The following is a 21,187-nucleotide window of genomic DNA, read 5'->3' as shown; positions in this document are numbered from 1 at the left end:
AATTTCCTTTTAATAAATAACACAAATATTTTCATTCAGCATTTGAGTAATTCAAAATTAATCTTACTGCTTGATTTGTTATTAAAGCTGATTTAATTAAATTGTTTAGAGGCGTGAAAATTAACTATTTCACCTTATAATACTCCACATACCAATCCGCAAACTTCTGTAATCCTTCCTCAATCGGAGTTTCAGGTTTAAATCCCACAGCATTCTGCAGTAGGTCTGTAGAAGCATAAGTAGCCGGTACATCCCCAGGCTTAATAGGTTCAAAAACTTTCTCAAATAAAACTTCCTTACCTAAAGCCTTACTTAAAGCCTTTTCCAAAGTCTCGATAAACACCATCAATTTCTCCGGACTGTTGTTACCAATGTTATAAACTTTATGAGGAACAGACTCAATTGGAGGTTTACCTATAAGTCTCTCAATTCCAACAACAATATCATCTATATAAGTAAAGTCTCGATAAAGGTCATTTTCAAAATCACCGTTATTAAATATCTTAATTGGCTCCCCAGCAAAATACTTATCAGTGAATCCAAAGTAAGCCATATCTGGTCGACCCATAGGGCCATAAACTGTAAAAAAACGAAGTCCCGTAGCTGGAATTTTATATAAATGGCTATAAGTATGGGCCATTAATTCATTTGATTTCTTAGTAGAGGCATATAGTGATACTGGAGTATCTACAAAATCAGTTTCTTCAAAAGGAACCTTTCTATTCGCTCCGTAAACAGAACTAGACGAAGCATATACTAGGTGTTCAATTGGATGATGTCTGCAAGCTTCAAGAATATTATAAAAACCTATAATATTACTTTGAATATATACATCTGGATTCTCTATTGAATACCTAACACCTGCTTGGGCAGCTAGATTTATTACTACATTAGGCTTATACTCTTTAAAAATTTCAGTGATCAACGGCATGTCCGAAATATCACCTTTGATAAAGGTAAACCTATCATAAGGTTTTAGTTGATCCAAACGGGTATGTTTAAGATTTACATCATAGTAATCATTTATATTATCAACACCTATTACTCTGCATCCATGTTCTAATAGTTTTTTAGATAGAAAATATCCAATGAAGCCTGCTGCTCCGGTGATAAGATATGTTTTACTAGGATCTAGAGGTTTGTAATTCAAGATTCTTCGACTCCTTTAATCCTTCTCTACTTGCGGATTTTCTTCCTATAGAGTGATACTCAACTCCTACTTCCTGCATGTCTGAAACACTATATATATTCCTTCCATCGTAAATCAAAGGAGTTCTCATCAATCTCTTATATGTTTCAGGGGTTACTGCTTTTACTTCTCCCCACTCAGTAAAAATAAAGCACACATTTGCTCCTTCTAAAGCATGCTCTATATTGGAAACATACGTGATACTTCCTTTTCCATTCTTACCTTCCGGATACACTTTAGCAAAGTTTTCTGCACCGACTGGATCAAATGCAAAAATGTCTGCACCTTGCTCTAACAGTAATGGTACATTTTCTAAAGATGGTGCCTCTCTTAAATCATCTGTTCCAGGCTTAAACGTTAACCCTAATACTGCTACCTTAAGACCATTGAATGTAATGAATCTCTTTCTAGCTTTCTTATATAACATTGTCTTTTGTTCTTTGTTCACATCAATGGCAGCTTTAATTGTCTTGAGTTCATATCCATTTTGACTTGCAATATACTCTAGTGCTTTTGTATCCTTAGGGAAACAAGAACCGCCATAACCAATACCCGCATTTAAAAACTTACTACCGATTCTTTCATCAAAACTCATCCCCCTTGCAACATCCTGAATATCTGCACCTACTAATTCACATAGATTCGCGATATCATTCATATAGGATATTTTAAGGGCAAGGAAGTCATTAGATGCATACTTAATCATTTCTGCGGACCTTCTATTTACTGAAACAATCGGTAAATGAAATGGTTCATAAATATTCATAAGTAACTCTTCAGCCCATTTACTTTCTGTCCCGATAATAACTCTTTCTGCGTGCAATGTATCATGTACGGCAGATCCTTGTGCCAAAAATTCTGGATTTGAAGCAACTTCTACCTTCACATCATTGACTAAAAAGTCTTGAATAAACTGTTCTACTTTATCATTCGTTCCAACAGGTACTGTAGATTTAACAACGACCAAACATTCCTTTCCTACTGATTCAGCAATTTGTCTTGCAACTGTTGCAATGTATGATAAATTTGCAGATCCATCCGGTTGTTCCGGAGTACCTACACCTATAAAAATTGCATCTGCATCCTTGTAAGCTGATTGGTAATCTGTTGTATAATTAATTCTTCCAGCAGCATAATTTTTCTGCATCAACTCTTCCAAATCTGCTTCATAGATAGGAGAGATTCCTCGTTTCATTGTATTCACTTTATTTTCATCTATATCGACACAAGTAACCTGATGCCCTACTTCAGAGAAACATACACCTGCTACTAAGCCAACATATCCTGTTCCTGCTACTGCTATTTTGTACATATTAAAACCTTCCTCTATCAATTGATTGACATTCCACTATATTTAAAGTTTGTTATTACAAACTTTCTCTATTTTCTTATAGTCCTTTCTTAATTACTACTAAATGAAGTAATATTTTATAAATTATGTAAAATACCTATATTTTACATTATGATTGATAATTTTTACCTTTTGATTTAATTACCCTGTTTAATATCTGTAACACGTTTTTCAAATCCTGAAAATAGCATATCAAATTCACAAAAAGAGTTACTAAGAAGATTATTGTTGTTACTCCTATAGCATATATTCCCCAATAAAAATAATTATCTATAGCTATTGTTGGAATTAATCTAATAATTATCACACTAACTAATACCGAAGATACACTTACAAGAATTCTTTTAATAGGATCCAATATTCTTCTTTCTAAAATGTTTTTTGAAATATAAAAGATATATTGAAAGGTTCTAAAAAGCATAGCAAATAGAGTACCTATCGCAACACCTAGTATTCCCAAAGAATTTACTAGAACAATTGAAAACACAATATTAATTATTGCCTCAACAAAAGCCCCATTTCTAGTTTGCTTAAAATGTCCAGCTGCTATTACTATAGAATGATAAGGTAATCTAATACAATATGCCGCTCCAGCAGCTACCAATACATAAGCAAATAATGGTCTAATATAATTTACATCTGTAATTCCTTTAGTGTAAATAGAGATAAATGGTAGTATTAATAATGAGGCACTTGTAAATAATACCGTTGTTATAAAAAAAGATAAAAACTCAAAAGAGATAAAATTTCTATACAGAGAATTTCTTTCTCCATTTGCAATCATATTTCCAAAAGCAGCCTCTATGCCTGATGAAAAGGTTGTTGTAATATTCCGTATTCCCGCTACAACCATCATATATATAGAGTAAACTGAAACTTCTCTCATATTTGTAAATAGGGTTAATACAGCAATATCAGTATTATTATTTACAAAATACGAGATATGGTGGCCGAGACCATCCCATTTCTGATTTAATGCATTTCTATCAGCATTTACATTTTTTATTATTTTATATCTATATTTTACATATATATTAAGGACTAAAGGTCTAGCTATTAAAACTGCTGCACTACATAATTTAACAAAGTGTATACTTGCACCTTTATTAATTAATACAACAACTATAACAGTATTAATAACAACTGTAAAAACCTGTAATAAGGAAGTGAAATATAGTCTTTGATCTGCTTGCAACAATAATTGATATGATATTCCAAAAAAATACTGAGCAAAAGTCCCCATACCAATTATTAAAACTAGGGTAATAGTATAAATCTTATCAAACTCACCACTCACAATATTTGGAAATACAAAAGCGACTACTATAAGGTAGCCGATAAGTATATAAGCTATTATTTTAAAAAACTTTTCTGCTGTTTTCACTATTCTACTTATTGTAACATTGTCTTTGTTTGCCAAAGGTTTATATAAAGCAGCTCTAACGACACCACCAATACCGGCTTCTAGTAAAGCAATATAACCTAAAAACTGAGTAATTGAGTTAATAACACCATTTACATTTGACCCATATGATTTAATAATTAAGATAGGTACTATAAATCCACAAATAATTGTTGTCAGTTGCAACAGGAGTGATGACATTATATTAGCTATAGCTTTTTTACTTCTCATAGATACACTCCGCTCTCAACTTTTATCTAAATAGATTGGGAAAATTCCACTTATAAAATTAGCTATAAAAATTAACTGATGACCTAACTATTTACCGAAAATTTTTGAAAAACTTAAAATCTTAATATTTTTTTAATACCATTAAAAGTGTTATGTAATTTTAATACTTTTTGTCTTATGCTTAAATATTTTAACAGCCATATACTATTTTTCGTATTTAAAAAACGGCAAAATATCCTTAAAGAAATGGTGTTCATATTAGTGGGTACTAGGTCTAATATTTGATTTTCCATTAAGTATTGTTTATTTAAATTATAGAATTCTTTATATTTACTATTTAACTCCTTCGAGGGTAGTCCCGAATTAAAAATATCTTGAGAAGCTTCCCTTAGAAATTTAACATACAAGCAACTAAGTTGATTATTAATTAAGTCTGTATAATTTAATTTTTCAACTTCGTTAATTATTTGAGTCATAATTATCATAAAGCCCTTTTGCAATTCTTTATTTTTCCGTCTCACTCTAGAATTTTCTAATATTTGATGGTTGTATAATGGTTCATTTACCACAGAAATTTGCGGTAAATGAAGTAATAAACGATGATTAAACGAAAGATCTGTACCATTATATTTTCGTTCTAATGAAAATCTAACATTGGAGTTCCTTATAAAACTTGTTTTGTAAATTTTATTCCAAGAATCACTCATGTAATAACGTCCTAGTAATTCAAAATATTTAGTTTCAATGTCATGTTTAGTAATTTTGATTTTTGAATAAGATTCACTATAACCGAATACTCTACTGAATTTATCTGAAAAGAACCTTGATGCACAGGCACAAATATCTGAATCATCATTATGAATTTTAGAATACATTTTTTCTACAAAATCTTTTTCGATATAGTCATCAGAATCTACCATGCATATATATTCCCCATTAGCCTTATCAATCCCCGCTTGCCTTGCGCTGCTTAATCCCTCATTTTTCTTATCAATTATAGTAACCCTATTATCATATATATATTGCTTACAAATTTCTAAAGAGGAGTCAGTTGAACCATCATTCACCAAAATAATTTCTATTTGAGTGTAAGTTTGATTTATTATGCTTTCTATACATGTTTTTAAATACTTTTCAATATTATAAACTGGAACAATTATTGTTACTAAACTCTGTCCCAAAATAACCACCCTTAATTTTAAATTTTTGTTAAATTAGTAGAAGGACTATCCTTGTAACATATGCTATATATATAAATCAAATAAAATAGATTTATAAATTCATTAACTCCAAAAATAGTTCCTTTAAAATTACTAAAAATAATAACAAATACCAAAAACAGACTTACTAAAGTACCATCTATTTGCCTTCTGTTTAAAGAAACCCTAATTTTATTTAATTTAATGAGTAAATAACTATATAAAGTTAATGCGTAAAATACTCCACCCAACCAAATGTCGTTGATATATCCAACATCAGATTGATACGTTGAACTTCCTCTAATTACTCTCTCAGACGTTCCAAAAAATAACTTAAGTCCATCTGGTAAATTATAATTTGACTTATCCGTAATATAACTCGTATACGCACCACTGATATCCCCATGGTAAAGATTGATCAACTGATCTAATCCATCCTCTAACCAATTAAATGTATCAGAGGAATTCTTTTGAATTATATTTGATATAGGATTAAGTAAAATCATAAAGGCAAAAAAGGCAATTATTATCTTATACTTTTTATTAAGCTTTAATTTTAAAGAAGCTAGTAAAATTAAAACTATTCCTATGGCAATGATAACAATACTTATTCTTGCGTTAATGATTCCCGAAAAAATAATAAACGGAGTAAAAATGAAATATTTAGCATTTTTGTTAATACCCATATAAATAGAAAGACAAGCAATAACCCCTTGGACTATTGGCATTGAATAAGGAAAAGTATAACTTAAACCAAACATTCTATGCTGGGAAAGTCCAATAATTACATTATCATATCCATATGAGAGCATCCTATTTATTACCCAAGATTGGATTTCAGGAATCAAAAAAGCTAGTACCGAAATAACCCCTTGGACGAAACCTACATGTATTAATAAAGCACTAAATGTTTTTTTACCATTCAATTTCTTTATAAGATATACAATAACAAAGCAGATAGGCAATATCTCAAGGGGAATAATTATGAATACATAGCTTACCAAAAGATCTGATCGACCATTTATTAGAAGCCCTAAATATAAATATGAAGTTATAAACCAGGTAAAAAAAATTTCTTTTAAGTAACCGCCTCGCGAAAAAAATACTGAACACCCTTTGCGGTTAATAATTATTATTATCCATGAAAGACCACCTAAAATGTGTAAAGTATTAGTGAAAAATAAAGGGGGATAATATATATATAGAAAAGTAAACACTATTAACAAAAGGTAAAGCAGTTTTCCTTTCAATTAATTCTTCCTCTCTTAAGAGATTCATTTTGATTCTAATAACTGTTTTATTTCATCAATATAGTTATTGTAATCAAAATATTTCTCAGATGTCTTTCGTGCATTTTTTTGCATCTCTTGTTTATCCACAAGATTTAAGTTGATTGCCTTCTGTAAAGCATCACGAAAAGATTCCGAACTACAATCATCAACCAAAATAGAATTTTCCATGTCTATTAAGTAGTTACTTAAGTCAGAACTAAGATTAGTAATTATTGGGGTTCCACTAGCAAGACTTTCTACTACTTTTGTTGGAAATCCAGCTTTTGCATACCTTTGTTCGGAAGGCCGTAATAATACAGTAAAATCCGCTTCTTCTAAATTTTTTAATACTTCTTCTCTTGGTACCCTTCCAAAACATTTTAGACTCGAAGAGAGTTTAACTATAATTTCAGTTGGAATACCTAATTCATTCTTTAATTGTTCATTACTTATTCCGAATAACCGCATTTCTAATTTCATTAGTTCGCTAGTATTTAATAAAGCTAGTCCATTTATTATTTCTTTTAAATAGTCTTTTTTCCCAACAGCTCCTGCGTAAATAAGAACTAATTTATTGTTAATATTCCTTTTTTTATGTGGCATATTATGGATATCCAAAATAACTGGTATTCTAATTACACTTACTTTTCGTAATGTAAAATGATTTTGTAGAAACTTGCTAATAGCCACAACTTTAAAACCACTATCTATCCATTTTGTATTATATGAGTTATTAACTATATATGGTAGTGAAATCTTACCTAATGTAAATTCTTCAGGAGAATACCACTCTACACTATCATGGATAAGCTCAATACCTTTTTTTATCGAATATCTTTTTAGATAAAAAAGTGCGGGTATTGGTATGCTTACGACCATAATTTTTGAGAAGCCAGTATTGTTTTTCAAAAATCTTTTTAGTCTTGCTTTAAAAAGTAATAAATTTAAAATGCGATTAAATATATTATTTTTTTTAGATCTAAATGAAGTATAATTAATCCCATCGTACTCTTTAATTGCAAAATCAGTTGATTCTCCTAGTCCAATTACGTAAGGGGAATAACCACAGCGTTCAAAAAGTTTTGCAAATGAGTGTTGACGTATAGCTCCAGCATTGCCATTAGGATATTTCCCCGTAGAAACAATCAGTATTTTTTCCATATCAATTAATCTCTCTCATTATTATTTCATTTTGCATTGTAACTATTGTATTTGGTGGGACATCTTTAGTAATTATTGCCCCTGCACCAATTACACTTCCGTCTCCTATACTAACGCCCCTTAATATTATTACACCTGTCCCTATCCAAACATTTTTACCAATAACAATAGGTGCTATTTTAAAATTCCCTTTTTTGTTTTTCCCAAAACTATGATCATGATCATAAATGGATACATTTGGCCCCAAAGTTGTTCCATCCCCAAGAGTTATACTTTCTCTAGACACAATATTACAATTCCTATTAATATATATTCTATTTCCAATGTTAATTTTTCCACCGCTAGATCTTAGAAGGTTCCCACTTTCAATACAACATTTATTACCTATTTCAATCCTTCCGTTATTAGAAACAGCTATTTTTACATTAGGTGATATTATCCCAATCAAAGAGAATTTTAATCTACCAAAGTTAAATACCCAACTTATTGGCAGACGAAATAAATTGTATACTACTAGTAAAAACCAACCAAGTTTTCGTCGCAATAACAACACCACCATTTAATTTTCTAAAATGCTTTCGTATGCATCCACATACTGGTCAGTAACAATATTATCGACATAGTTTTCTTTCACTTTTTTAATATTCCATTCTGACTGCCTTTGTCTTCTATTCCTATCATTTGCTAATTCCTCTATTGCTTTTATCATTGCTCCAACGTCCTTCACACTAACTACTATACCACCATATTCCTCTATCATATCGTGGTTTGCTGCCCAATCGCTAACTATACATGGTAATCCATATGACATTGCTTCTGCCAAAGCATTTGAAAATCCTTCACCTGGAAAATATGAAACAAACATAAAGAGGTCAGCTTTAACTAGTTCCTGCTGTACTTCTTCTCTATTTTTTTCTCCACACAATATTACATTTGCAGGTTTATCAATTTCCAATACTTTTTTATCAGGATTCCCTACAAGTCGAAATTGTATATCCGGAAAGGAATTTGCAACATTGATAATTTCACAACAACCTTTACTTTCTATTACTCCCCCTACATAAAGAACTCGCTTTATTTTGTTGGATATTATTCTCTTTTCATTATCCAATACTGAATCTTTTTCTATAAAATTTGGTATTAACTTTACATTTGTATTACTATATTTTTTAACATAATCTACAGAAGTACTGTTTAGTGTTATTACCAGATCACTTATTTTTGTAAGATATTGAAACATTAATAATCCTGCCGTACTTTTAACCATGTTAGGTAGCGTACAACGGTAATGTATTATAAATTTTCTTTTTCTTACTTTTGTTATCATTGCACAGATATATTCCCTCAACATCCCTGTTGTGCTTGCGGGAATACAAGAATGAACAACCTTCACCTCTGGATCTTTTAAAGCTTTATATAAATCTTTCCAAATTCTAAAACACCTTTTAATTTCCATTAATAAATTAGGCTTAGTGTTTGATCCAAATACCTCTCGATTTCCTAATAATTTTTCATCTACAACTTCAACATTCCAACCGTTCTTTAACGTTGCTTTCTGCATCCTTAATGTCCAGCCTGCAATACCTCCTACTGGCGGGGGTGTTGGAGCTAAGAGTACAACCTTCATTTTATTTCCCCCATACCACCATATTCACATAATCAGTATAAGACAATATAATTCTTAGTACCTTATCTGAAACATTAAGCATACTATAATCCCCAACGAGTCTTAAAGTGTCCTTCTCTTGAGTTTCAAGTACCTCCAGTCCTTGTAAAACTCTCTCTTTTCCTAACCCAACCATCATAACAGAAGCTTCTTCCATCGCCTCCGGTCTTTCATGGGCTTGTCTAATATTAAGTGCTCTGAATCCAAGAATAGAAGATTCTTCACTAATCGTTCCGCTATCACTTAAAACTGCTTTTGCCTTAATTTGAAGTTTCACGTAATCATTAAATCCTAATGGTTTCAAAGTTTTCACTAATGGATTAAATTCAATCCCTTTCGCTTCAATCATTTTTCTAGTCCTAGGATGCGTACTTACAATCACAGGCATGTTATATTTTTCGGCAACCGCATTTAAACTATCAACCAAGTTCAAGAAATTGACTTCTGAATTGATATTTTCTTCTCTATGAGCGGACACTACAAAGTAATTTTCTTCTTTTATACCTAGTCTCTCTAATACATTTGAACTTTGGATGTCGTCTTTTCTAGAGTTAAGAACTTCAAACATTGGGCTTCCTGTTTTAATAATTCTATCCGATGGAAATCCTTCTCTAAGGAGATATTCCCTTGCAATATCACTGTATGTTAAATTAACATCAGCAGTATGATCGACAATTTTTCTGTTTGTTTCCTCCGGCACCCTTTGATCAAAACAACGGTTACCAGCTTCCATATGAAAAATCGGAATACGTCTTCTCTTTGCAGCAATTGCACATAAACAACTATTCGTATCCCCAAGTACTAGAAATGCTTCAGGTTTCACTTCTTCCATTATTGGATCTATTTTAACTAAGATGTTACCGATAGTTTCCACTGCTGTTCCGGTAGCAGCATTAAGAAAATAATCTGGCTTTCTTAAGTTAAAGTCTTTAAAGAAAACTTCATTTAATTCATAATCATAATTTTGCCCTGTATGAACAAGAGTATGTTCAATAGCATTTGATTCTTCTAATTTATTAATAACTGCTGACAATCTTATAATCTCCGGTCTTGTGCCTACTACTGTCATGACTTTTAATTTCTTCATCAATTATACCTCCAAGAAGTAAGTGTCTGGTTTATCCGGATCAAAGCATTCATTTGCCCACATCACAGTTACAAGATCACTTTCCCCTATATTAACAATAGAGTGTGTATAGCCAGCAGGAATATCTATAACCTGTAATTTGTCCCCACTTACCCTATACTCGATAATATCCTCTGAATCTATTTTTCTAAATCGAATTAAACCTTCACCACTAACTACTAAAAACTTTTCATTTTTCGTATGATGCCAATGATTTCCTTTGGTAATTCCCGGTTTCGAAATATTAATAGAAACTTGCCCTCTTTCAGGAGTCCTAATAAATTCTGTAAAAGAACCTCGTTCGTCACTATTCATTTTCAGGTCATAAGAAAACTCATCTTCAGGTAAGAAACTTAAATATGTACTATAAAGCTTTTTAGTAAGAGGATCTTCCATATTAGCAATATTTAAGTTATGTCTGCTTTCTTTGAAGCTTTTAATAAGATTTGCCAATTTCCCAAGTTTAATATGATGCGTTATAGGTACAACACAATAGTCACCTTGTATAGTTGGATTACCTTCTAATGCTTTTAAAAACTCCTCCAATACATCATCTATATAACTAAAATTAATCTCTACATCAGGATTGTTAATCTGGATATCTAATCCTCTAGCTATATTATGACAGTAAGTTGCCACAACGGTATTATAATTCGGCTTGCTCCACTTTCCAAATAAGTTAGGTAGGCGATAAACATAAACTTTTACATCAGTTTCTTCATAATAATTAAATAATAATTCCTCTCCAGCCTTTTTACTTTTTCCATAAGGATTATCTTTTACAGCCTGAATGGATGAAGTAATGAGTATAGGAGCTTTATTACCATGTTTTTTTAATAATTCTAGTAATTTAGAGGTGAAGCCAAAATTTCCTTCCATAAATTCATTTTCATTTTTTGGTCTGTTTACACCAGCTAAATGAAATACAAAATCACATTCTTTTGTATATTTTCCTAGTAATGAAGGATCGCTCTCTCTAGTAAACTCAAATATATTGTTGTACCCATTATTTCTTAGCTCTGCGACAAGATTTTTCCCTACAAATCCATTAGCTCCTGTAACAAGAATATTCATTAATCAATTCCACCCTTTAGTTCATTACGTGAATCTTTTTATTCCATTCTTTCAGTTCGTTCTGTATATAGTCTAACTCTAGTAATTTTTCTTTAATTTGTTCAATGCTAAGAATTTGTGTATTGTCTGAATTATATTCAGCAACCGTAGTAAGCTTTTTGTTGCCTTCGGCGAAATACTTGTCATAGTTAAGATCCCGTTGATCAGCAGGAACTCTATAGAAACCACCTAAATCTTCTGCAACTACATATTCTTCTTTCGTAAGAAGTGTTTCATATCGTTTTTCGCCATGGCGGGTACCAATCACTTTAATATCATTATCTGCATTAAATAAATCCTTTACTGCTTGTGCAAGATCTCCTATAGTACTTGCTGGAGATTTTTGAACCATAATATCTCCCGCCTCTGCATTTTGAAATGCAAATACGACTAACTCTACCGCTTCTCCTAAACTCATAAGAAACCTTGTCATATTAGGATCCGTTACAGTTAGTGCTTGGCCACTTTTAATCTGTTCAATAAATAGTGGAATAACTGATCCACGTGATGCCATCACATTACCATATCTCGTACCACAAATAAGAGTTCTATCGGAAGAAACTGTTTTTGATTTGGCAACGAAAACTTTCTCCATCATTGCCTTAGAAATTCCCATTGCATTAATTGGATAAGCAGCTTTATCTGTAGATAGACAAATCACTTTTTCCACACCATAATCGATGGCAGCAGTAAGGACATTATCTGTCCCTAAGACATTTGTTTTTACCGCTTCAAGTGGAAAAAATTCACATGATGGAACTTGTTTCAATGCTGCAGCATGAAAAATATAATCAACTCCATGCATCGCATTTTTCACGCTAGATAAATCTCTAATATCTCCAATATAAAATTTCAGTTTGTCGTTTTTAAAATGTTTTCTCATATCATCTTGTTTTTTCTCATCACGTGAGAAAATCCGAATTTCTTTTATATCTGTATTTAGAAATCTTTTCATTACTGCATTACCAAACGATCCAGTGCCGCCAGTGATCAGTAGTGTCTTATTTTCAAACAATTCGTTCACCCTCCTATTTTTCGGAAATCTCTAAAGTGTATATCCATTCTGTTTAATAGTTTTTCTTTATTAAAGTTTTTATCATAATAGTTTTTTGCATTAATCCCAAGTTGTATTAATTCTTTTTTAGACTTTAAGGATAATTCAATAATTATTTCAGAAAGTTTTTGTTCATCACCAGAAGGACTACATAATCCTGCAGCAGACTCTGTTATTATTTGATTTGTTTCTCCTTCGGCTGAAGCAATAATTGGCATTCCACATGCCATATAAGATTGGAGTTTTGCAGGAATTGTCATTGCAAATAATGGATCATCAGTTAAGCACAGAAAAGCAGAATCGCAAGCTGCCATAAATTTTGGAATCATGTTGGCAGGTTGTTTTGGAATAAAATTAAACATAGCATCTAAATTATTTGATTCAACCATTTCAATTAAAGTTGATTTATATCTGCCATCCCCGACTATATTAAAACGAATCTTTCTATTTATTTTTTTATCTTTAATTAATACAGCCACTTTTGGTAATATTTCTAAGCCTTGTGCGTTACCAATATTACCAGCAAATATTATATTAAAAGCACCATCATTCGGAATTTCGTTAATACTCTTTTTTTCTAGAGGTCTATAAAAATCTTCTGCATACTGTGGCCAATACTCAATTATTTCTCCAGGTACATTACGTTTTTCTATTGAATTAACAAAACTATTTGAAGTTGTAAAGATTTTAGTACAACGTGCATATATATAATCAACCATTTTGCCAATCGCACCAATAATATGTTTATTGGTTATTCCTGTTATAATTTCAACATTTTCTGGCCAAAGGTCTTGAACATAAAGAAAACAAGGTATCTTTCTCCTTTTTGCATACCATACTCCTGGTAACGCTTGTGTCATTGGAGATACCTCAAAAATAAATACATAATCCGCTTTTATCCGAGTGAACATTTTCCAAAAAAAACCTGACACCACAAAGGATAAATAATTTAAAGCGAGCATTATCGAATTATTTCCTCTTGGTATGAGTGGAATTCTTATAATCTCAATACCGTTATATGTTTCTTTTCTTTTCTTAAATAGTCCATACCCATCATAATATTTACCTTGTGGATAATTTGGAATGCCAGTAATAACTGTTACTTTATATCCTCTTTTAACCCATTCAGTACAAATATCGTTAATACGAAATTGCTCAGGGTAGAAATATTGGGCAATAACTAAAATATGTTTTTTCAATTATTTGTCCACCCTTCATCTTTCCGTTAACTCAATAGATTTTCTCAAATCCCTAATTCGGTAATTATCTTTATAATTACTCATACTTTGTTCATAGACTAAATTACCAAATACCTTATTAATTAATCCTAGTTTCATTCCCATCACCTTCAGGACTGGATTGAATAGCTTTATAAGTTTGATTTTCTTACCATGAACATCAGCAATCAGCTTCACCATCTCACTTGTATTAACGTACTCTTTATTTTGCGGAAAGAATAATCCATTGTCTTGGTTATCGATTATGAGTCTTATAAACTCACAAAGATTATCTATATGAAGCATACTTCGCTCATTTTCTATATCAGGAAAAACAGGAAGTTTTTGAGCTGCTTTTGCTAGTTTAGGATAATTACCTTTTGACCCTTTTCCATAAATCATTGGTGGTCTAATAATAACAACCCTAAATTCATCACTTTCCAAAGGATAAATGCCCTCTTCCGCCTGTAATTTACTATTACCATAAAAATTACTTGGCGTAGGAACTGTGTGTTTGTCAATAACTCTTTTAGAACTGCTACTATCACCATACACAATAATACTACTCATAAAAATGAATTGTTTAACGCCTTCTACCTTGGACTTTTTAGCTGCTTCTATAGTTAAATCACGATTTACTTTATAATACATATCTTCCATTTTTGGATCTGTTGAAACATGTGCAATGCCAGCTAAATGTAATACAATATCATATCCTGAAAAGTCTTTTTCTTTCCATGAATCATCTCTTAAACTAATTGAATCTACAATATACCTGTCGGGATAATTCTCTAACCACTTCTCAAAGCTTTTTCCTATATAGCTATTAGCTCCAGTTATCAGGATTTTTTTCATTTTGATATTTTCTCCTTACTGCTAGAAACTTCCTCCCAAGCTCCAGTCCCACCTTCAACAACCCCATCACTTTTAACCACGCTTAAAATCGTCCCAAAGAAACATTTAACATCCATCCAAAAACTAATCTTCCTGACATACTCCCCATCTAGTCTCGCCTTAACCTCAATAGGAAGCTCATCTCGACCATTAATTTGCGCCCAACCAGTCAATCCAGGATAAATATCATTAGCCCCATATTTATCTCGTTCCTCGATTAAATCATATTGATTCCATAGGGCAGGTCTAGGACCAATAATGCTCATTTCCCCTTTTAAGATGTTAATTATTTGTGGCAGCTCATCGAGACTTGTCTTCCTAAGAAATTTCCCTAATTTAGTGATAAACAAATCAGGGTCTTTTAACATATGGGTAGGCATATCACTTGGTGTATCTGTTCTCATCGTTCTAAATTTTAAAATATAGAAATATTTCTTGTTTTTCCCCATACGCTTTTGCCTAAAAAATACAGGCCCCTTTGAATCTATTTTTATAATAGCTGCTAAAATCAAAAAGATAGGCCAAAGTAAGATCATCGCTATAAATGAAAGTGAAAAATCAATACACCTTTTAACAATTGGATACAGTCCCATAAAAAAATCCTCTCCCGAACACTTAGAGCTTATACAAATTATCAGTGCCTGATATTTTATCAAATAACAATAATTAATTTTATTATTTAACTACTTAATAATCGTTCTTTTTCACCAAACTTAGTATTAGCAATACTAATAATAATCTCTTTTAACTCTACTGATTCTTTCTGAAGCAACATTTCAATTAAAGCGAATAGCTCATTTCTATCCATCGGCTCCGCCTTCCCAATATGTATCTTAGGAAACACCTGCTTCTTCTGTACCTCATTGTCATTCAATAATTCTTCATATAACTTCTCCCCAGGTCTAATACCAGAAAATTTAATTTCTATCTCTTCTTCTGTATAACCTGATAGAGTAATTAGATTTCTAGCTAAATCCACAATTTTTACTGGTTCCCCCATATCAAGCACAAACACTTCTCCCCCATGAGCCAAAGCACCTGCCTGAATAACCAAACGCGAAGCCTCTGGAATCGTCATAAAATACCTTGTCATATCAGGATGAGTAACCGTAACCGGTCCCCCAGCCATAATCTGTTTCTTAAACAGAGGAATAACACTCCCACGACTCCCAAGCACATTTCCAAATCGTACCGCAACAAAATTAGTTTTGCTTTCTTTTGCCAAGTTCTGAATAATCATTTCTGCAAACCTCTTTGTAGCTCCCATTACATTTGGAGGATTCACAGCCTTATCCGTCGAAACAAGAACGAAATTCTTCACTCCGAAAGTATCCGCAGCCTCTGCCACATTCTTTGTACCAAAGATATTATTCTTTACGGCTTCCATGGGATTATACTCCATTAAAGGAACATGCTTATGAGCTGCTGCATGATATACGACATCTGGTTTAAACTCCTCTACCACATTAAAAATTCTTACTCGATCCTGTACATCTGCAATAATAGGAATAATTTCTATCGATTCTCCATATTTCTTTCTTAATTCCATATCAATCGTATAAATACTATTTTCACCATGTCCTAAAAGGAGTAGTCTTTTAGGGACAAAGGAACAAACTTGTCTGCATATTTCTGAACCAATTGATCCGCCAGCACCAGTAACCAAAATAGTTTTTCCTGTTAATTTTTCAGAGATGCTGCTCATATCTAGCTCTACAGGATCGCGACCAAGCAAATCCTCTACTTGCACATCTCTTATTTGATTAACTGAAACTTTTCCAGTCATTAAGTCTTCTAATAATGGAATGATTTTTGTTTTTGCTTTTGTCTTTGCACATTCCTCATAAATCCGTTTGATTTCATTTTTCTTTAATGATGGAATAGCAATGACGATGTTTTCTATTTTTAATTGCTCAACTAGTTGGGGAATCTCTTTGATAGTTCCCTGTACTAATAAACCATAGATTTGCAATTTATATTTTTTAGGATCATCATCTACAAATGCGATCGGATATAAATCAGAAGTTGAATGTTTCAATAGCTGTCTAACAACCATGGTTCCAGCTGCTCCCGCTCCGACAATTAACGTACGTTTTTTATCAGGATTTGGAGAAATATATCGATCTCTTAACACTCTCCATGAAAATCGAGATCCTCCAATTAAGATGACATGCATCATCCATGTGATTGCTAATACTCGAATATAAATATGATGATAAAATAAGATTTGAACAATGCCCGTTACTAATATAGAAAAAGTTACAGCTTTCACAATTGCTAATAATTCTCCGACACTTGCATATTCCCATGCTTTTTGATAGAGACGATAAATAGTAGCAAACAAATGATGGCATAATAACAAAGTAATAGAGCTAATCCATAAAAATGGAATGGTATAGACCTTTATAAAAGGGTTTAGTATAAAATAACCAATAAATATTGCTACTAAAACGATGCTGGAATCCAATAAAACCAACAATGGAATCCGCTTTTTATAATCCAAAATTCTCCCCCCTATTAATTCCGTTTTTTATATTTATCACTGATTAATGTTTACCCTCTTCACAGGAATGAATTTTAACAATATCCACTAGAAATTCTAACAATTCATCTTTTATTTCTTCATTTTGCATCGCAAATTCTAGAGTCGTCTTCACAAACCCCAATTTCTCCCCAACATCAAACCGCTTGCCCTCAAAATCATAGGCAAACACCCTCTGAATTTGGTTAAGCTTTTGAATCGCATCCGTCAACTGAATCTCTCCACCAGCTCCAGTCTCCTGTTTCTCCAAAAACATAAAGATTTCCGGGGTCAAGACATATCGACCCATAATCGCTAGATTGGATGGTGCGGTTCCTTGTTCAGGTTTTTCAACAAAGTTATTCACTTCGTAACGTCTACCTTCATGAGTAGACGGATCAATAATCCCATAACGATGTGTTTCATTTTCCGAAACTTGCTGTACTCCAATAATCGAAGAACGTGTTTCCTCATATTGATCCATTAACTGGCGTAAACATGGTGTCTCACTTTGGACTATATCATCTCCCAAAAGTACCGCAAACGGCTCGTCACCAATAAAACTACGCGCACACCAAACGGCATGTCCCAAGCCTTTTGGTTCCTTTTGTCTTATGTAATGAATATTTGCTAGATTAGAAGAATACTGTACCTCATCTAATACATCCATCTTCCCTTTTTCAGTCAGGTTTTGTTCTAGCTCTGGTGCATTATCGAAATGATCCTCAATTGCACGTTTACCTTTACCGGTCACGATGATAATGTCTTCAATTCCTGATGCTACTGCTTCTTCAACTATGTATTGAATTGTAGGCTTGTCCACAATTGGCAGCATTTCTTTCGGCATCGCCTTTGTAGCTGGTAGAAATCTTGTTCCGAGTCCAGCTGCAGGAATAATCGCTTTTCTTACTTTTTTCAACTTACTCCCCCCCAAAATACTTGTAATGTGCTAAGTTACTTCTTTGTATGTAATGAAGTATGCAAAATACATTTTTACTAAATAAAATAAAATATCTAATGAAAAATCATATGGTCATATGACCTTTCATTAGATATTTAGTTTTAAGAAAAGTATGTATCCATTCAGAAATGTAAGGAGTGATGGAAATCGGCACACCTGCCGATTCCTTCCACTCTATCATTTAAACCGGGCATCCAACCCGACCTCACATCATACTCTCGACGACAAGCGTCTAAGGAAATAGAAAAATATTCCCCACAGCATGACCGAGTGCCTCCATCGATAGCGGAGTAGGAGACATTACCGTAATTTCTGTAACCCTTTTGATGACTATTTACAAGTAACAGTCTTATTTATCTTCTCTCTATACGACTGGTTATCATCTATTTAGCTAAACTCAAAATTACCTAAGTAATTTTTATATTTAGTAACGCAATAAAGAGCTAAAACAATCCAAAAAACTTCTTCGTTTTAATCGGTTCAGGCACCTCTCGAAAAATATGATTTCCTTCTGCTAATAGCTCTGCATTTTCTGTAAAATAATAGACCGAATCCACTCCATATTTCTGTTCAAGGATGTCTAATGCTTCATTCATTTTAAACGCTCGTGTTGTTGTATTGTGTGCATCTGATGCAATGAAATGAGTTAAGTTTGATTCGATGATTTGCTCTGTATATCTCTTAATCTTTTTGCCAAAGTATCCTGTTAAACTAGCAGCGGTGATCTGGGTTGCTGCACCGTTTTTTACAAATTCATAAAGTAAATCAGGATTTTCTATCAATTGGGCATTTCGTTCTGGATGGACGATAATTGGATGTAATCCCTTTAGTTGAATATCATATAACAACTGTTTTGCATAACGCGGAACATGTCCTGATGGAAATTCAATAAATAGATAGGTCGAATGACCGGTAAGTGTGAGGATGTCGCCTTGATCATAATCTTCGATGATTTCGCCAAAAATTCGGTTTTCCTGACCAGGAAGGACAGTAAGGTTAAGCCCTTCCGTTTTAAACGCTTCATTTAATTCTTTGACTTTATTCAAAATGTCTATTTTTCTATTTATGTATGTACCGTTTTTATGATGAGGAGTTGCAATGATGATATCAATTCCTTCACTAATTGCTTGCTTAGCCATTGCTATGCTATCTGACAAATTTTTCGCTCCGTCGTCAACACCCGGCAAAATATGACAATGTATATCAATCATCGCAATTTACCTCCTTTAGTGAATATCTCAAAATTAAGATATAGTACTATTTTACTACGAATATCCATCTAGTAAAACAGGTGTATTTTGTCGAATGTTGTCTATTTAGCTCCGTAATAGTAATAATAGCTAGTATCCTTCGACTTTTTATTATTTAATACGACACCGAGTATTTTTGCTTGTGCTGCGACTAGTAATTCTTTTGATTTAACAGCTCTATCAACTTCCGTTCTTCCGCTTGATACAACAAGGACGGTACCATCACATTTATTGGCAAGCACTTGAGCATCGGTAACCGCTAATACAGGCGGAGTGTCAAATATAACTAAATCATATGCTTCACTTAATTCTTCGAATAAGCGATTCATCGCACGAGAACCTAATAATTCAGCTGGGTTCGGTGGGATTGGTCCACATGTTAGTACATACAGATTTTCTATATCCGTTTTATCCACAGCTTCCTCTAGCTCCATTTGTCTTGTTAACACATTCGTTAATCCAAACGAATTAGTAAGGCCAAATGTATAATGTGCAGTTGGCTTCCGCATATCTGCGTCGACTAGTAGAGTTCGTTTCCCCTGTTGTGCAAATACAACTGCTAAATTGGCAGCGGTTGTTGACTTCCCTTCCATCGGTCCAGAGGAAGTAACCATGATGGAGCGAACCTCCTGATCGACAACAGAAAAGTTAATGTTTGTACGGATCGTCCGAAACTGCTCGGAAATCGGCGATTTCGGGCTCAATTTTGTTATGAGCTTTCGTCGTGAATCCATGAATTTCTGTTTTTTATTAGCCAATCGTCTCACCTCTTACTCGTGCTTTTTTCTCGGAACGAATATTTCCTTTTATCTCATCGTGTTCTTCAATCGTAGTAATTACACCTAGTACAGGTAATCCTAATGTTTTTTCGATATCCTGCTCTGTTTTGATCGTGTTATCCAAGTATTCAAGTAAGAATGAAAGACCGACACTAGCCATAAGTCCAACAACAAATGCGATCGCAATATTCATCATTGGTCTTGGTTTAACAGGAGAGATTTTTTCTCCTGCCTTAGCATCAGGCAAAATTTTCACATTATCCACTCGCATTAGATTGACAACTTCCTTTTGTAATACTGAAGCAATATTATTTGCGATTTTTTTTGCCATTTTCGGATCTGGATCTTGAACAGTTACATTAACAACTTGGGAATCCTTTTCATTAGATACGGATATTTTTTTATTCAGTTCATCAACCGTACTATCAAGTTTTAAATTATCAATAACTTTATCTAAGATAGCTGGACTTTTAATGATTACATTATATGTATTTATTAATTGCAAGTTTGCTTGAATTTGATTATTAAGATAAAGATTTTGATCATCTTTTGATTGATTTACTAGAAGCTGTGTTGTACTTTGATAGATTGGAGTTAATACAAAGTAGCTTACTACCCCGCTAATCATAACAGCCAACATCGTAATAATTACGATTAAACCCAATCGCTTACGCAATGTTTGCATTAATTCTTTTAAACTTATCGTTTCCTCCATGATTTCCTCCTAGGTAGTTTTTAAAAATACGCGTACTATTATATCATAAGTGATTGAAATTTTTGGTGATATTTGTCATAATTTTTA

At 32.8% G+C, this 21,187-nt stretch carries 19 protein-coding genes; all 19 read right to left on the bottom strand.

The features are described from left to right. Positions 1–124: 124 nt before the first annotated feature. Positions 125–1,150, bottom strand: coding sequence for a GDP-mannose 4,6-dehydratase (locus ACQKP0_RS09135; protein ID WP_427405516.1), 1,026 nt, complete (start codon positions 1,148–1,150; stop codon positions 125–127). Then, on the bottom strand, positions 1,125–2,501 hold the full coding sequence (locus ACQKP0_RS09130) for a UDP-glucose dehydrogenase family protein (protein WP_427405515.1): 1,377 nt from the start codon (positions 2,499–2,501) through the stop codon (positions 1,125–1,127). Before ACQKP0_RS09130 ends, ACQKP0_RS09135 begins: the two co-directional genes overlap by 26 nt. Positions 2,502–2,649: 148 nt before the next feature. Then, on the bottom strand, positions 2,650–4,173 hold the full coding sequence (locus ACQKP0_RS09125; protein ID WP_427405514.1) for a lipopolysaccharide biosynthesis protein: 1,524 nt from the start codon (positions 4,171–4,173) through the stop codon (positions 2,650–2,652). Between the two features lie 113 nt (positions 4,174–4,286). Then, positions 4,287–5,354 carry a glycosyltransferase family 2 protein gene (locus tag ACQKP0_RS09120; protein ID WP_427405513.1) on the bottom strand — a complete coding sequence of 356 codons (1,068 nt, stop codon included), beginning with the start codon at positions 5,352–5,354 and terminating at the stop codon, positions 4,287–4,289. A gap of 17 nt (positions 5,355–5,371) precedes the next feature. Then, positions 5,372–6,622, bottom strand: a complete 1,251-nt coding sequence (locus ACQKP0_RS09115; protein ID WP_427405512.1) for a hypothetical protein — start codon at positions 6,620–6,622, stop codon at positions 5,372–5,374. Between the two features lie 24 nt (positions 6,623–6,646). Further along, entirely contained in the window at positions 6,647–7,804 is a 1,158-nt protein-coding gene (locus ACQKP0_RS09110; RefSeq protein WP_427405511.1) for a glycosyltransferase, read from the bottom strand. A 1-nt stretch (position 7,805) separates the two neighbouring features. After that, on the bottom strand, positions 7,806–8,348 hold the full coding sequence (locus tag ACQKP0_RS09105) for an acyltransferase (protein ID WP_427405510.1): 543 nt from the start codon (positions 8,346–8,348) through the stop codon (positions 7,806–7,808). A 15-nt stretch (positions 8,349–8,363) separates the two neighbouring features. Next, positions 8,364–9,431: a glycosyltransferase family 4 protein gene (locus tag ACQKP0_RS09100; protein WP_427405509.1), complete on the bottom strand. Its 1,068-nt coding sequence runs from the start codon at positions 9,429–9,431 to the stop codon at positions 8,364–8,366. A 1-nt stretch (position 9,432) separates the two neighbouring features. Further along, positions 9,433–10,557 (bottom strand): non-hydrolyzing UDP-N-acetylglucosamine 2-epimerase, encoded by a 1,125-nt coding sequence (wecB, locus tag ACQKP0_RS09095; protein ID WP_427405508.1) that lies wholly within the window; start codon positions 10,555–10,557, stop codon positions 9,433–9,435. Positions 10,558–10,560: 3 nt separating this feature from the next. Beyond that, on the bottom strand, positions 10,561–11,670 hold the full coding sequence (locus ACQKP0_RS09090) for a capsular polysaccharide biosynthesis protein CapF (protein WP_427405507.1): 1,110 nt from the start codon (positions 11,668–11,670) through the stop codon (positions 10,561–10,563). Positions 11,671–11,686: 16 nt separating this feature from the next. Further along, the gene (locus ACQKP0_RS09085) at positions 11,687–12,724 is read right to left on the bottom strand and encodes a polysaccharide biosynthesis protein (protein ID WP_427405506.1); all 1,038 of its coding nucleotides are present in this window, start codon (positions 12,722–12,724) and stop codon (positions 11,687–11,689) included. A gap of 5 nt (positions 12,725–12,729) precedes the next feature. Beyond that, positions 12,730–13,962, bottom strand: a complete 1,233-nt coding sequence (locus tag ACQKP0_RS09080) for a glycosyltransferase family 4 protein (RefSeq protein ID WP_427405505.1) — start codon at positions 13,960–13,962, stop codon at positions 12,730–12,732. Between the two features lie 15 nt (positions 13,963–13,977). Next, complete coding sequence (locus ACQKP0_RS09075) at positions 13,978–14,835, bottom strand: NAD-dependent epimerase/dehydratase family protein (RefSeq protein WP_427405504.1); 858 nt, start codon at positions 14,833–14,835, stop codon at positions 13,978–13,980. Then, positions 14,832–15,461: a sugar transferase gene (locus ACQKP0_RS09070; protein ID WP_427405574.1), complete on the bottom strand. Its 630-nt coding sequence runs from the start codon at positions 15,459–15,461 to the stop codon at positions 14,832–14,834. Before ACQKP0_RS09070 ends, ACQKP0_RS09075 begins: the two co-directional genes overlap by 4 nt. A 92-nt stretch (positions 15,462–15,553) precedes the next feature. Further along, entirely contained in the window at positions 15,554–17,377 is a 1,824-nt protein-coding gene (locus ACQKP0_RS09065; protein WP_427405503.1) for a polysaccharide biosynthesis protein, read from the bottom strand. Positions 17,378–17,420: 43 nt separating this feature from the next. Then, positions 17,421–18,314, bottom strand: coding sequence for a UTP--glucose-1-phosphate uridylyltransferase GalU (gene galU, locus ACQKP0_RS09060; RefSeq protein WP_427405502.1), 894 nt, complete (start codon positions 18,312–18,314; stop codon positions 17,421–17,423). 485 nt (positions 18,315–18,799) lie between these two features. Further along, positions 18,800–19,567: a tyrosine-protein phosphatase gene (locus ACQKP0_RS09055; protein WP_427405501.1), complete on the bottom strand. Its 768-nt coding sequence runs from the start codon at positions 19,565–19,567 to the stop codon at positions 18,800–18,802. Positions 19,568–19,668: 101 nt separating this feature from the next. Continuing rightward, positions 19,669–20,364, bottom strand: coding sequence for a CpsD/CapB family tyrosine-protein kinase (locus tag ACQKP0_RS09050; protein WP_427405500.1), 696 nt, complete (start codon positions 20,362–20,364; stop codon positions 19,669–19,671). Further along, on the bottom strand, positions 20,357–21,100 hold the full coding sequence (locus ACQKP0_RS09045) for a YveK family protein (protein WP_427405499.1): 744 nt from the start codon (positions 21,098–21,100) through the stop codon (positions 20,357–20,359). The genes ACQKP0_RS09050 and ACQKP0_RS09045 overlap by 8 nt, the downstream gene beginning before the upstream one ends. Between the last annotated feature and the right edge of the window lie 87 nt (positions 21,101–21,187).

This window comes from Heyndrickxia sp. NPDC080065 (assembly GCF_050281185.1).
GTDB lineage: Bacteria > Bacillota > Bacilli > Bacillales > Bacillaceae_C > Heyndrickxia.
Note: the sequence above shows the minus strand (reverse complement) of the source record. Positions and strands in the feature narration are given on the sequence as shown.

Bases quoted from the DNA above. Each gene is read 5' to 3' on its own strand.
- ACQKP0_RS09130 (WP_427405515.1), bottom strand. From the start codon at position 2,501: ATGTACAAAATAGCAGTAGCAGGAACAGGATATGTTGGCTTAGTAGCA.
- ACQKP0_RS09125 (WP_427405514.1), bottom strand. From the start codon at position 4,173: ATGAGAAGTAAAAAAGCTATAGCTAATATAATGTCATCACTCCTGTTG.
- ACQKP0_RS09110 (WP_427405511.1), bottom strand. From the start codon at position 7,804: ATGGAAAAAATACTGATTGTTTCTACGGGGAAATATCCTAATGGCAAT.
- ACQKP0_RS09100 (WP_427405509.1), bottom strand. From the start codon at position 9,431: ATGAAGGTTGTACTCTTAGCTCCAACACCCCCGCCAGTAGGAGGTATT.
- wecB (WP_427405508.1), bottom strand. From the start codon at position 10,557: ATGAAGAAATTAAAAGTCATGACAGTAGTAGGCACAAGACCGGAGATT.
- ACQKP0_RS09090 (WP_427405507.1), bottom strand. From the start codon at position 11,670: ATGAATATTCTTGTTACAGGAGCTAATGGATTTGTAGGGAAAAATCTT.
- ACQKP0_RS09075 (WP_427405504.1), bottom strand. From the start codon at position 14,835: ATGAAAAAAATCCTGATAACTGGAGCTAATAGCTATATAGGAAAAAGC.
- ACQKP0_RS09055 (WP_427405501.1), bottom strand. From the start codon at position 19,567: ATGATTGATATACATTGTCATATTTTGCCGGGTGTTGACGACGGAGCG.
- ACQKP0_RS09045 (WP_427405499.1), bottom strand. From the start codon at position 21,100: ATGGAGGAAACGATAAGTTTAAAAGAATTAATGCAAACATTGCGTAAG.